This window comes from Scandinavium sp., assembly GCF_036271055.1.
Taxonomy (GTDB): Bacteria; Pseudomonadota; Gammaproteobacteria; order Enterobacterales; family Enterobacteriaceae; genus Scandinavium.
In genome coordinates, this window is sequence record NZ_DATBBJ010000087.1 from 156,842 (window position 1) to 170,749 (window position 13,908).

The following is a 13,908-nucleotide window of genomic DNA, read 5'->3' on the forward strand; positions in this document are numbered from 1 at the left end:
GATTATCAGTTGTCGAGCTTCTCGTGACTCGCTTCTAAACTCTCGAGTTCCCCAAGTACTTCTTCAGGATCGTTCGACGGCGGTGGCACTTCACGCACCCAGGCGTCAAACAGACGCCAGGAGACAGCCAGCAGCACCGGACCAATGAACAGGCCGATCATGCCGAAGGCAATCAAACCGCCGATAACGCCGGTCAGGATCAGCACCATTGGCAGGTCGGCACCCATGCGAATCAGCATCGGGCGGATAAAGTTATCCATGGTGCCGACGACACAGCTCCATACCAGCAGCACGGTGCCCCAGGTGGTGTCACCGGTCCAGTACAGCCAGATGATGCAAGGGATGAGCACCACCAACGGACCGAGCTGCACCAGACAAGAGAAAATCATCACAACGGTCAAAATCGTGGCGTAAGGCACACCAGAAATAGCCAGACCAATACCGCCGAGAACCGCCTGAACCAGCGCCGTCACGACTACGCCGAGTGCAACAGCACGGATTGCCTGACCCGCCAGCAGTACGGCGGCATCGCCACGTTTTGCCGCCAGACGAGTAGCAAAATAGCGCACGCCATGAGCGACTTTCTCACCCTGCCAGTACAGCAGGGCGCTGAACAGCAACATCAGACCGCAATGCATCAGGAAGCGACCAATGTGTGCCGCCTGGCCGACGAACCAGGTTGTGGTGGTGCCGATATAAGGGCGCACTTTTGCCATAATCGCGGTGCCGCCCATGTCCAGCAGACTGTGCCAACCGGAGTACAACTTCGCGCCAACCAGCGGAACACTCTTTAACCAGCCGAGATCAGGCAGGGCAATATTGCCCGTGGTGATGGCGTGAGCCAGCGGGACGCTGCCATCTATCAGGCTGTTAATCAGCAACGCAATCGGGATGACAAACAGTAAAAACAGCAGCAGTGTCATCGCCAGTACCGCCAGCGAGCGGCGACCAAAAAGAAGACGCTGGAGCTTGATCAAAATTGGCCAGGTGGCAATAACAATCGTCGCGGCCCAGGCAAAGCCGAGAACGAAGGGCTGAACTATCCACAAACAGGCCACGATCATGAGGCTTAAAAACAGCACCGATAGCAGGATCTGCGGTATATCACGGGGCTGATGAAGGGTTGTCATAGGTTTGGTACCTTTGTGTTTACGCCCAAAGCGGGGCGTCGATGAGAAATCCATTTACTGATAATAATATCAACAATTTCGTGACCATGATCGCCTTGAAATCCGATAAGCGTGTAAGTAAAAAATGTGATACAACGATTAGGCTATACGCAAACGATAAAACAGAAACAATATAATCGTGCATAACACCTCATCATCAACACAACTTAGTCAGGGTCGAGCGTCATGATCCCACAAATTTCTCAGGCACCCGGTGTCGTTCAACTGGTGCTGAATTTTTTGCAGGCACTGGAGCAACAAGGCTTTACCGGCGATACCGCCACCCGTTATGCCGACAGGCTAACGATGGCGACGGATAACAGTATTTATCAGCTTCTCCCCGATGCTGTTGTTTTCCCTCGTTCAACCGCCGACGTCGCATTGCTTTCACGCATTGCCGATGACGAGCGCTTCCGTTCATTAATCTTTACCCCACGCGGTGGCGGTACGGGCACCAACGGTCAGGCGTTGAACCAGGGCATCATTATTGATATGTCCCGCCACATGAATCGCATCATCGAAATTAACCCTGAAGAGGGCTGGGTGCGCGTGGAGGCGGGCGTTATCAAAGATCAGCTTAATGAATACCTGAAACCTTACGGCTATTTCTTTGCGCCCGAGCTTTCAACCAGTAATCGCGCGACGCTGGGCGGAATGATCAATACCGATGCATCCGGGCAAGGCTCGCTGGTGTACGGCAAGACCTCCGATCACGTTCTCGGCGTGCGTGCAGTGCTTCTCGGCGGCGACATTCTTGATACGCAGCCTGTGCCGGTGATGCTGGCGGAAACGCTGGCGAAAGAACAATCCGCGAGCGGGCGTATTTACCGCACAGTCTACGAGCGCTGCAGAGAAAATCGTCAGCTCATCATCGACAAATTCCCCAAACTGAACCGTTTCCTGACCGGGTACGATCTGCGTCATGTGTTTAATGATGAGATGACCGAGTTTGACCTGACCCGTGTGTTGACCGGGTCGGAAGGCACGCTGGCGTTCATTACCGAAGCGCGGCTGGACATTACGCGTTTGCCAAAAGTGCGCCGTCTGGTAAACGTGAAATACGACTCCTTTGACTCGGCGCTGCGTAATGCGCCGTTCATGGTCGATGCTCGCGCGTTGTCAGTGGAAACCGTTGATTCAAAAGTGCTGAATCTGGCGCGCGAAGATATCGTCTGGCACTCCGTTAACGAGCTCATCACTGACGTACCGGACAAAGAGATGCTCGGCCTGAATATTGTGGAGTTCGCTGGCGACGATGAAGCGCTTATTGAAAGCCAGGTGAGTGCGCTGTGTCATCGGCTTGATGCGCTGATTAGCGCAGGTGAGGGCGGCGTGATCGGCTGGGAGTTGTGTAACGAACTGGACGGCATCGAGCGTATTTATGCGATGCGTAAAAAAGCGGTTGGCCTGCTCGGCAATGCGAAAGGCGCCGCTAAGCCCATTCCCTTTGCGGAAGACACCTGCGTGCCACCGGAACATCTGGCGGATTATATCGTCGAATTTCGCGCGCTGCTGGATAGCCATGGCCTGAGTTACGGCATGTTTGGTCACGTCGATGCGGGCGTGTTGCACGTTCGTCCGGCGCTGGACATGTGCGACCCGCAGCAGGAAATCTTAATGAAACAGATTTCCGATAAGGTGGTGGCACTAACGGCGAAATACGGCGGTCTGCTGTGGGGCGAGCACGGGAAAGGTTTCCGGGCGGAATACAGTCCGGCTTTCTTCGGTGAAACGTTATATGGCGAACTGCGAAAAGTAAAAGCGGCGTTCGACCCAAATAACCGCCTCAATCCGGGGAAAATTTGTCCACCGGAAGGCGTTGATGCGCCAATGATGAAGGTCGACGCGGTGAAACGCGGCACTTTTGACCGACAAATCCCGATTGCCGTGCGCTCTTCCTGGCGTGGCGCGATGGAGTGTAACGGCAACGGTCTGTGCTTTAACTTCGACGCAAAAAGCCCAATGTGTCCGTCGATGAAAATCACCAGCAACCGCATGCACTCGCCGAAAGGCCGTGCCACGCTGGTGCGTGAATGGTTGCGTCTGCTTGCCGATCGCGGCGTTGATCCGTTGAAATTGGAAAAAGAGTTGCCCGGAAAACGCGCCAGTTTGCGTTCGCTGATTGAACGCACGCGCAACAGCTGGCATGCCAATAAAGGCGAATACGATTTCTCTCACGAAGTGAAAGAGGCGATGTCCGGTTGTCTGGCGTGCAAGGCCTGCTCAACACAATGCCCGATCAAAATCGATGTGCCAGAGTTCCGTTCGCGTTTCCTGCAGCTCTATCACACTCGTTATTTGCGTCCGCTGCGTGACCACGTGGTGGCGACAGTGGAAGGTTATGCGCCGCTGATGGCGCGCGCGCCGAAAACCTTCAACTTCTTTATTAGCCAGCCGTGGGTGAAAAGTCTGTCGAAAAAACACATCGGCATGATTGACCTGCCGCTGTTGTCCACGCCGTCGCTTCAACAACAAATGGTCGGCCACCGCTCGGCGAATCTCACGCTTGAACAGCTGGAAGCGCTCAGTCCGGAACAGAAAGCGAAGATGGTGTTGGTGGTACAAGATCCGTTCACCAGTTACTACGATGCGCAGGTGGTGGCTGATTTTGTACGGCTGGTTGAACGTCTGGGCTACCAGCCGGTGGTTCTGCCGTTTTCGCCGAACGGCAAAGCGCAGCACATTAAAGGGTTCCTGGAACGCTTTGCGAAAACGGCACAGAAAACGGCAGATTTTCTGAATCGCGTCGCGCAACTGGATATGCCGATGGTCGGGGTCGACCCGGCGCTGGTGCTCTGTTATCGCGACGAATACAAGCAGACATTGGGCGAAAAACGCGGGGATTTCCAGGTGCAACTGGTGCATGAGTGGCTGCCGAAAGCGCTGGAAGATGCCGAAACGCAGGATGTCAGCGGCGAAGCCTGGTATTTGTTCGGTCACTGTACGGAAGTCACTGCGCTGCCGATGGCCCCGAAACAATGGGCTGCTATTTTCGCGCGTTTTGGCGCAAAACTGGAAAGTGTTAGCGTCGGCTGCTGCGGCATGGCGGGAACCTACGGTCATGAGCTGAAGAACCATGCTAATTCACTCGGCATTTACGCATTGTCCTGGCAACAAGCGATGCAGCGCTTGCCGCGTAATCGTTGTCTGGCGACGGGATATTCATGCCGAAGCCAGGTGAAACGAGTTGAGGGCAGTGGGGTACGTCATCCGTTGCAGGCTTTACTGGAGATAATGGGATGATCTGGAAACGTAACGCGACGCTGGACGCATTGAATGCAATGGGCGAAGGCAACATGGTCGGTTTGTTGGATATTCGTTTCGAACGACTGACAGACGATGTGCTGGAAGCGACCATGCCGGTTGACAGCCGTACCCATCAACCGTTTGGTCTGCTGCACGGTGGCGCATCAGTGGTATTGGCCGAAACGTTGGGCTCGGTTGCCGGTTATTTGTGTACCGAAGGCAACGAGAAAGTCGTCGGTGTTGAGGTCAACGCCAATCATCTTCGTTCTGTAAGAGGAGGACGAGTGCGGGGCGTCTGTAAAGCCCTTCACGCGGGTCGCCGTCATCAAGTCTGGCAGATAGAGATTTTCGATGAGGAAGGCAAATTATGCTGCTCCTCGAGACTGACGACAGCGGTGGTTTAGCACCGTTAAATAAGCGCGGGTGAAAAGCACCTCATTATGGTGCTTTTTGTCTACTTTCGGACTAACGGGCGCGGCGTATTTCGTTGTTGGAATACCCCATCATCATCGTGATGATTACCAGCGCAAATCCCTAAGAAAGCTCCCGTTTTATTACTGAGCAGTTAAGGATAGCTTCAGATTAATTCACTATCTTTTTACAGGCAGATGTTGCATTCTGACTGTTGCAGTTAATCTGCACGACGGATGTCGCTTTTGTCTCTACTTGAGCCGTTTTTTTCATTAGAGACCTTTGACGTTTGCGTTAAAACTGGCTTTTAACCGACGCGAAAATTCAAACGTATCGCCTAAAGATTGATGAAACCCTTCGTTTTTTCCTTATGCGTTACTGGTTCACATGTATACAGGAATTAACGATGGCAAAAGCCTTCGACAAAACGCTGCTCCACCCTCGCAACTGGTTGACCTGGTTCGGTTTGGGTGTGCTTTGGCTGTTAGTCCAACTCCCTTATCCCTTGCTGTATATCATCGGTTCATCACTTGGCCGCGCGGCTCGCCCGTTTCTGAAAAGAAGAGAAAAAATAGCGTCAAGAAATTTAACCCTCTGCTTTCCTGACATGAGTGAAGAAGCAAAACAAAAATTAATCGAGCAAAACTTTGTTTCCCTCGGAATGGGATTAATCGAAACGGGCATGGCCTGGTTCTGGAGCGATGCCCGGGTTAAAAAATGGTTTGACGTAGAAGGTTATGAAAATCTGACCAAAGCGCTGGAAGGAAATAAAGGCGTGATGGTGGTGGGCGTGCATTTCATGTCGCTGGAGCTCGGCGGCAGAACGATGGGATTATGCCGCCCAATGATGGCAACGTACCGTCCGCACAACAGCAAATTGATGGAGTGGGTGCAGACCAAAGGTCGCCTTCGCTCCAATAAAGCGATGATCGACCGTCGTAATTTACGTGGTCTGGTCAGCGCTCTAAAATCTGGCGAAGCCGTCTGGTTTGCTCCCGATCAGGACTATGGCCCGAAAGGCAGCACCTTTGCGCCATTCTTCGCTGTTCCTCAGGCGGCGACGACCAACGGCACTTACGTGCTGTCGCGTCTTTCTGGTGCTGCGTTGCTGACGGTCACGATGGTGCGCAAAGCCAACCACCGAGGTTATAACCTTTACATCAGCGACGTCATGATGGATTACCCGACGGACGACGAGTACCTGGCCGCGAGCTACATGAACAAAGTCATCGAAAGAGAGATCCTCCGCGCGCCAGAACAATACCTCTGGGTGCACCGCCGCTTCAAAACCCGCCCGCCGGGTGAGGCCTCGCTCTACAAATAGTCATTCTGTTTTCCATCAAAGCCCTGTGCGCGTTTGGACTGCACCCCAAAAGTTGGACACCCAACTGAATAAGGTGCAGTTTTTTATGGCAAAACCAAAATATTCCTCTGAAACAAAACTGGCTGTCGTTAACGACTACCTTCCCGTAAAAGACAGAGAAGAAAGCACTGCTGAAGTGGCATAGTAAATTTGGTTACCTGAACAAAGGTAATACGTTCACCTCAGAACAACAGCGGTGCTCCAATGACAAAGAAGAAATTTCAGTCCTGAGAAAGCGCGAATCAGATCAGTGGATTGTCGACCAAAATTACACCGTCTCTGATGCTGCAAAAGCTCTGGACGTTGGTCTTTTCACGATGACGAAATGGATCAAGCAACTGCGTGATGAGCGTCAGGAAAAAAGCTAAAAGTCTCGCCGACAACTGCTGAAAATATCGAAATGCGCGAGTTCAGAAAAAGATATAACCAATTAAAATATAAAAGGAAATTTTACTGCATCAGCAGTGTTCTTGATGTCAAACGCCCTGGGCAGTTCTTGAAAATCAGGACGCGTTATCCTGTGGCAACTTTAGACCATGTCTTCGGCTTCTTAACAGCATCTGCCACAATGTAATGCTGATCAAGTACAAGCTGGGAGGCTTTGAGGCGAATTCGGGCTAAAATTGCAACGGTTGTTATATTACTGAGAAAGTCTATTTTTGGCGTCAAAAGGTTTTGGCGTGCTAAGCTTATACTTATATATTGCGCTCTAGCGAAGCAAGTTCACTTTCGGATTAGACTAATTTATGCGTGAGCATTTCAAATGAATACGGTCCTTCCCCGTAAGATAATGATGATGGGTAATTGTGCTTTGCTAAGAAGCAAATGGACGAATAGTCTCACAACCAAGAATGAGTGGTGATTATTCTATGAGCGAAAGCTTGTAAATGATTTTGATTGAAAATTATTAAAGGAAATAGTAATGAAAAAGAACCTGATCACAGCTGTATTTGCAGCCGCCGCCGCATTATCTATGTCCCATGCTTTTGCATCTGCGGGCACTGTTAATTTCACCGGTGAAATACTGGATGCAGCGTGTGATGTTGATGTGGCGTCTAAGGATCAGACTGTAGTTCTGGGTACTTTCAATAAGTCTGAATTCGCTGCAGCAGGTGACATCACCGCCGCAACTAAATTTAATATTGTTTTAAAGAATTGTCCAGACACCGTGAAAACAGCTGTTATTCGTTTCGATGGTACGCCAGAAACGACGAATAGCGATTTGCTGGCTATTGATAGTTCTGACGAAGATGCAGCAGCAGGCGTTGCTATTCATCTGATGACCGCAGATAAGGCAAGTCTACCATTGCACGGTAGCAACAGCTATAGCTATAAGCTCAGTTCTACTGCTGCAAACACTCTGGATTTCTATGCGCAGTATCAGTCAACTGTCGCTGCTGTGACCGCAGGTACAGCTAATGCTGTAGCGAACTTCTCAGTTGTGTACAACTAATATTCTCTGTTGGAAATTGAAATGGGGTCGGAAACGATCCCATCTTTAATTGAGGTAAAAAATGAATTTTCTGAGTAAAACTTTAATTGCCTGTAGTCTAATGCTAACTGGAGTGTCTATTGCTAATGCCGGTGTGGTAATTGGTGGTACTCGCGTAATTTATGATGGCAATAAAAAAGAAGCCTCTATCGGTGTAAATAATCCAGATACAATGCCGTATTTAGTGCAATCTTGGATTGAGACACAAAGTGGTGGCCCTGAGAAAGTTCCTTTTGTTATTACACCTCCGCTTTATCGTCTTGATCAGGGGCAGAAAAACGTTGAGCGTATTCTACTTACAGGGCCAGTACCACAAGATAAAGAAAGCCTTTATTGGTTAAACATCAAAGCAATTCCGTCATCGAGTAAAGCTCCAGGTGTCAATACATTACAAATCGCTATCAAAACGCGAATTAAACTTATTTATCGACCTGCCGCCCTTAAAGGAGCTCGCCCGGAAGATCAGGCAGATAAATTGACTTGGCAAAAATCTGGAAACCAAATTCAGGTTAATAACCCTTCAAATTACGTTATTAATTTTAATGAGATTAATGTCGGAGGCAAAAATATTGACGGCGTAACCTATGTTCTCCCAGGTTCTTCCGCGCGTTTTATGCTGCCTTTGGGTGTGACCGGTGGTTCTGTTGTATTTAAAGTTATCAATGATTACGGCGGGCCAGGAGAAGCGCATAAAAGCAACATTTGAAACATAAAGGACAAAAGGCGTAGAGGGAAAAGGAATGGTTGCAATAATAAGTGCTAAAAATAATAAGTTAAGACCAGCTAAGCTGGCGCTACTGGTTACGATCGCTCTAGGGGGCGTCGGTACTAACGTCTACGCCCGTGATTTCTTTAACCCTGAACTGTTGGAAGTTGATAATCCGGGGGCTGGCAAGGCGGATTTGTCAGCCTATGAGGCCGGTTCGCAGGCACCAGGGATTTACCGTGTAGATATTGTTGTTGATGATCAAGTTGTCGAGTCTAGTGACATAGACTTTAAGCAGGTAGTGGGTGAAGGGGACGATGTAAAACTGCAACCTTGTTTAAGTGTTGAGCAACTCAAGCGCTGGGGTGTTAGAACTGAACTGTTCCCAGCGTTATCCGGGCAAGGTAATTGTGCCAATCTGGGGGCTATTCCAAAAGCGAGCGCAGATTTTCAATTTGGTGCGCAGCGTCTCGTGCTAAGTATTCCTCAGGCCGCTCTGTCACCCATGGCGCGTGGATATGTTCCCCCGGAACAGTGGGATGAAGGCATTAACGCGGCAATGCTGAATTACAGCTTAAGTGGTTCAAATCACCGCAGCCGGGGCAATGGCGATGGCGGCACGGACAGCAGCCAGTATGCCAACCTGCGCCCAGGGATCAATGTTGGGCCATGGCGTTTACGTAATTACACCACCTGGAGTCGTGACAGTAACGGAACTGCCAAGTGGGATAACGTTTATACCTATATGCAGCGTGACATTATTCCGCTGAAAGCCCAGTTGACGACTGGTGATAGCACTGCACCCTCGGATGTGTTTGATAGTATGCCATTTCGTGGGGTTCAACTGGCCTCAGATGACGATATGTTACCTGACTCATTGAAAGGCTATGCGCCGGTAGTAAGGGGGATTGCTCGTACTAATGCCCAAGTAGTAATTCGTCAGAATGGCTACCAGATTTATCAGAGCTTCGTATCGCCCGGTGCATTCGAAATTACGGATATGTATCCAACCGGCGGCGCGGGTGACTTGGATGTGACTGTCAAGGAGGCGGACGGTAGTGAGCAGCACTTTGTCGTGCCATTTGCCTCATTGCCGGTTTTGCAACGTGAAGGACGTCTTAAATATTCGGTGACGGGGGGGCAATATCGTTCTTATGACAGCAACGTTGAAAAAACGCCTTTTGCCCAGCTCACTGCAATTTACGGTCTTTCGCACGGCTTCACCCTGTACGGAGGTCTGCAGGAATCCAGTAAATATCAGTCTCTGGCAGCGGGAGTCGGTAAAAACATGGGGATTCTTGGGGCGTTTTCTGTGGACGCTATCCAGGCGTGGTCCACGCCGAAAGATGGAGCTAAGATCGGTGGTCAATCTTGGCGTGCGCGTTTTAGCAAGAACTTTGAGCAAACAGGCACTAACTTCTCAATTGCAGGTTATCGCTATTCTACCAGCGGTTACTACAGTATGCAGGATGTCCTCGATTCCTATAGCGATAATGCCATCGTCCAGGATAGACGCCGTAACCGTGCAGAACTGACCATGAGTCAGGCCTTAGGCAATAATTTAGGTTCAATTACATTGAGCGCGGTACGAGAAGATTACTGGAATTCCAATAAGACCATGGAATCCTATAGTGCCGGGTACAACGGCTCCTGGAGTGGAATCAATTATGGGGTTACCTATACCTATAGTAAAAACGGTTCCGATACCGGTTCTGGGCGTCAGACTTATTACGACAAAGACCAGCAGTTAGCCGTGAACGTGAGTATTCCACTAGAGAAATTTATGCCGAATACGTGGGCTAATTATGGCATGAGTGCAAGTAAAAGTAGTGGGACTACTCATCAGCTAGGCCTGAGTGGTTCATCATTGGAAAATAATGCGCTGAACTGGAATGTTCAGGAAGGTTACGGTACCGATGGCGTCGGTAATACCGGCAGCGCTAACGGGGATTATAGAGGCAGTTACGGTGAAGTTACCGCCGGATACGGTTATGACAAAAATAGTGAAACGCTGAATTATGGTCTGCAAGGCGGTGTTTTAGCCCATGCGGATGGCGTAACGCTCACGCAGCCGCTGGGGGAAACCAATGTCCTGATCAAAGCCCCTGGTGCCAAGGGGGTCAGTGTTCAGAACCAGAGCGGGGCTAAAACCGATTGGAGAGGCTATACCGCGGTTAGCAACTTGTCACCTTTCCGTAAGAATGATGTCGAGTTGCAAACCGACACGTTACCGAATGACGTGGAACTTGAACTCACCAACAAAACCATGATCCCAACCCGTGGGGCGATTGTGCGGGCAGATTATGTGGCGAATGTGGGAGGGCGCGTATTAATGACGTTAAATCAGGTTAATGGGCAGCAAGTACCGTTTGGCGCAATAGTTAGCGTTGAAGGTCAGGATAAATCCCAGGTATTTATAGTTGGTGATGCGGGCCAGGTTTATTTAACAGGTTTGAAAGCTACAGGGAAATTGATCGCGAAATGGGGCGAAAGCAAAAGTCAACAATGTATGTTGAATTATACGTTGCCTGAAAAAAACAATGAACATAGTATTTTAGTGTCCACTTATCAGTGTGATTGAGTAACTTTTGCTATGAAATTTAATGGTTTTTTTATTGTTTATCATTTTATTTTTTCGGTTGGTTTACTAATTTATTGCGTAGGTGTGGATTATGAATGGGGCATTTACTAGTAAGTTTTATTTTTTATTTGTATTTTTATTTTTACTCGCCGGAAAAACCGAGGCGACGTGTAGTAATGTTTATCATCAAACATCAACATCCGATATAGGTAATATCGTTGTTCAACGGGATGCACCCATAGGTACGATATTAAAGACATTCCAAACACCTGGGACGGATAAGTATGCAGATGGATGTGCCGCCGGGGGAATACCACCAGATACATTTGGCTTGCAGATGAGCTATTCTTCAACGCTTAGTTCATCTGGTAATCATATATATGATGCTAATCTTTCTGGTGTTGGTATCAGAATATGGAATAGTAGTAGTGGGCCGGCTGGTTGGACGTACGATAATCCAAAGTACGTTGCAGATGCACCGGTAGGAAATACCTATTGGCCAGGGTACAGCGCTACTGTGGAAATAATAAAAACCGGCCCTATTAAATCTGGCTTGTTACCGTCTGGAACTATGGGTAGACTTTATTTGCTCGGTTTTGATGGGCAATATCATGAAGGTGTGACATTAAACACGACAGGTGGAAGTGTAACTGCGCTTGCATGTTCAATTACGACAGCAAATATTTCTTTTCCTATCGGAAATATATTGGCGTCAAGTTTTGGAACAACGGTGGGCACGACACCTTCAAATGGACAAAATACTCAGAATCTTGGGCTGAATTGCGATGCAGGGGCAAATGTCAACGTTAGTCTGTCCGGCACCCAAAACCCAGATGTTAGCACCACCAGTGTGCTTGCTTTAACCGGGCAAGGTGATGCGGGAGTCGCCACCGGCGTGGGTGTTCAGCTTTTATATAACGGCACGCCGTTAGTGTTGAACAATCGTATTGTATTAAAACTATCATCAGGAGGCCAGGAAACATTCCCATTAACAGCCCGTTATTACCAGACCAAAACAGCGGTAACAACGGGGTCGGCAAATACATCTGCGACATTAAATTTAACGTATCAATAAAAGAGGTAAGAAATGGAGTTTCGTAAATTAGTAGTAGTAATAGCGTGTGCTTTCAATGCGTCAGCATTTGCAGCCGATACGTTAACAATTAATGTCAGCGGTAATGTTGTGGCATCTCCATGTAAAGTGAACGGCGGCGGCACAAGTCTAAGCGTCCCTCTGGGCGATATTCAGTCGACGACACTCTCGGCAGCCGGGACATCATCCACGCCGGTTGCGTTTGATCTGAAATTTACCGAGTGCCCGGCAGGAACCAATAGTGTGATAGCGACCTTCACGGGAACCGCTGATCCCGTAGCCGGAACCAGCTATTATCAAAATGCCGGTACTGCAAAAAATGTCGCAGTCGGTTTGATTCAAGTTGATACAGGTAATTTAAAAGGAACGGGGTCCACTATTACACAATCAGTGCTGGCGGATCGGACAGCAACAATGAAAATGCAAGCTAAGGCCTATTCCAGTGCTGGTGGTGCTACACCAGGAACAATTACGTCTGCAATTGTTGCAACAATGACATACAACTAATAGTCCAGAGTATTTAATATTTTATAATGTCAGGAAGTGCTGCTTTATATTCCTTTTGGCCTCAGATGGAACGGTTAGCTATTATTGGTTTTATGTAAGTGTCTGCAAATTAAATTCTATAAATTAAGAAATTGAATAAAGGTGAGAAATGTTTCCTAAATTAGTTATTATGATGGCGTGTGCTCTTTCGGCATCAGTATTTGCTGCCGATACCGTAACAATCAATGTCACCGGTAATGTGGTGGCATCACCTTGCACCGTGAACGGGGGGAGTTCAACTCTGGATGTCAAGCTAGGTGATATCCAGGCAGCAACACTCTCAGCTGCTGGTGCAGTATCCACTGCGGTTCCTTTTAGCTTAAAGTTTACCGACTGCCCTGCTGGAACGAAGAGTGTTAGTGCCGCTTTCTCAGGAACTCCAGACCCGGATGCGGGTGGTTATTACAAAAATAATGGAACAGCCAAAAACGTTGCGATAGGAATATACCAGACGAGTACGGGCTTCGGGAAAGGTAATGGAACAAATATTGTGCAAGACGTCCAAGCAGATCACACGGTGACTATGGATATGCAGGCTAAAGCCTATTCCAGTGCCGGCGGTGCAACGCCGGGAACCATAACGGGTGCCATTGTCGTGACCATGTCATATAATTGATATTGTTAGTAATCAAGGATATATCACGGCGTAAGTCGTGATATATACAGGCAAACTATGAAAATATACCGTTGTATATGGATGATCGGATTAGCAGTATTACCGCTAATGACACAGGCAGATCCTACCATCAATGTTTCTGGTAATGTCATCGCCAGTCCTTGTACGGTGGATACTGGTACGGTGACAAAACTGGTTGAATTGGGGACGGTGAATAAACAAGATTTACCTAATGCAGGTGATGGTGGAGTCTGGAGTGATTTTGATTTACTGGTTAGCAATTGTCCGACAGGGACCAGTAAAGTCACTGCAATATTTACTGGAACGCCGGATATTGAGGATAGTACAGCCTGGAAAAACTCCGGTACCAGCAGCAATGTCGCTCTACGCTTGAGTAGTCGAGATCATAATACTGTTTACAGTAATAGCAGTACAATGCTGGTTAATGTGGACTCCACAACCCATAAAACGACATTTCCTCTCTCAGCAAGGATTTTTACGCCGAAAGGGAATGTGGTTGCCGGAACCTTTGCATCTGTGATGAAGACCCTGTAAATAATTCTGTGTAACTGCCACCGTATTAAAGGTGATCGCTCAGGCGGTCACCGAACTCGATAATAAAACGGCTCATCGCCAGCCGCCAGTTCTGGATCGGCATACTCCATTTTTTTGAAGCATCCCTGAT

The 13,908-nt window shown here is 48.7% G+C and carries 11 protein-coding genes and 1 pseudogene; 11 read left to right on the plus strand and 1 reads right to left on the minus strand.

The window, feature by feature from the left end; translation table 11 throughout:
- Positions 1-5 precede the first annotated feature (5 nt).
- Positions 6-1,130 carry an AI-2E family transporter YdiK gene (gene ydiK / locus VH187_RS19710; RefSeq protein ID WP_329703135.1) on the minus strand — a complete coding sequence of 375 codons (1,125 nt, stop codon included), beginning with the start codon at positions 1,128-1,130 and terminating at the stop codon, positions 6-8.
- A gap of 225 nt (positions 1,131-1,355) precedes the next feature.
- On the opposite strand from ydiK, the gene ydiJ reads away from it, so the two are divergent.
- From ydiJ to VH187_RS19765, 11 genes and pseudogenes are all read left to right on the plus strand, one after another.
- On the plus strand, positions 1,356-4,412 hold the full coding sequence (ydiJ, locus tag VH187_RS19715; protein WP_329703136.1) for a D-2-hydroxyglutarate dehydrogenase YdiJ: 3,057 nt from the start codon (positions 1,356-1,358) through the stop codon (positions 4,410-4,412).
- On the plus strand, positions 4,409-4,819 hold the full coding sequence (menI, locus tag VH187_RS19720) for a 1,4-dihydroxy-2-naphthoyl-CoA hydrolase (RefSeq protein ID WP_329703137.1): 411 nt from the start codon (positions 4,409-4,411) through the stop codon (positions 4,817-4,819). The genes ydiJ and menI overlap by 4 nt, the downstream gene beginning before the upstream one ends.
- Before the next feature lie 413 nt (positions 4,820-5,232).
- Entirely contained in the window at positions 5,233-6,150 is a 918-nt protein-coding gene (lpxP, locus tag VH187_RS19725) for a kdo(2)-lipid IV(A) palmitoleoyltransferase (RefSeq protein WP_329703138.1), read from the plus strand.
- A 247-nt stretch (positions 6,151-6,397) separates the two neighbouring features.
- A pseudogene (locus VH187_RS19730) lies at positions 6,398-6,736 on the plus strand (transposase); the annotation flags it as partial.
- 375 nt (positions 6,737-7,111) lie between these two features.
- Positions 7,112-7,642: a fimbrial protein gene (locus VH187_RS19735; RefSeq protein ID WP_329703139.1), complete on the plus strand. Its 531-nt coding sequence runs from the start codon at positions 7,112-7,114 to the stop codon at positions 7,640-7,642.
- A gap of 61 nt (positions 7,643-7,703) precedes the next feature.
- Positions 7,704-8,387, plus strand: a complete 684-nt coding sequence (locus VH187_RS19740; protein WP_329703140.1) for a fimbrial biogenesis chaperone — start codon at positions 7,704-7,706, stop codon at positions 8,385-8,387.
- Between the two features lie 34 nt (positions 8,388-8,421).
- Complete coding sequence (locus VH187_RS19745; protein ID WP_329703141.1) at positions 8,422-10,968, plus strand: fimbria/pilus outer membrane usher protein; 2,547 nt, start codon at positions 8,422-8,424, stop codon at positions 10,966-10,968.
- A 91-nt stretch (positions 10,969-11,059) separates the two neighbouring features.
- Positions 11,060-12,043, plus strand: coding sequence for a fimbrial protein (locus VH187_RS19750; RefSeq protein ID WP_329703142.1), 984 nt, complete (start codon positions 11,060-11,062; stop codon positions 12,041-12,043).
- 12 nt (positions 12,044-12,055) lie between these two features.
- Positions 12,056-12,568: a fimbrial protein gene (locus VH187_RS19755; protein ID WP_329703143.1), complete on the plus strand. Its 513-nt coding sequence runs from the start codon at positions 12,056-12,058 to the stop codon at positions 12,566-12,568.
- A 148-nt stretch (positions 12,569-12,716) separates the two neighbouring features.
- Entirely contained in the window at positions 12,717-13,223 is a 507-nt protein-coding gene (locus tag VH187_RS19760; protein ID WP_329703144.1) for a fimbrial protein, read from the plus strand.
- A gap of 57 nt (positions 13,224-13,280) precedes the next feature.
- Complete coding sequence (locus tag VH187_RS19765) at positions 13,281-13,778, plus strand: fimbrial protein (RefSeq protein WP_329703145.1); 498 nt, start codon at positions 13,281-13,283, stop codon at positions 13,776-13,778.
- Positions 13,779-13,908 lie beyond the last annotated feature (130 nt).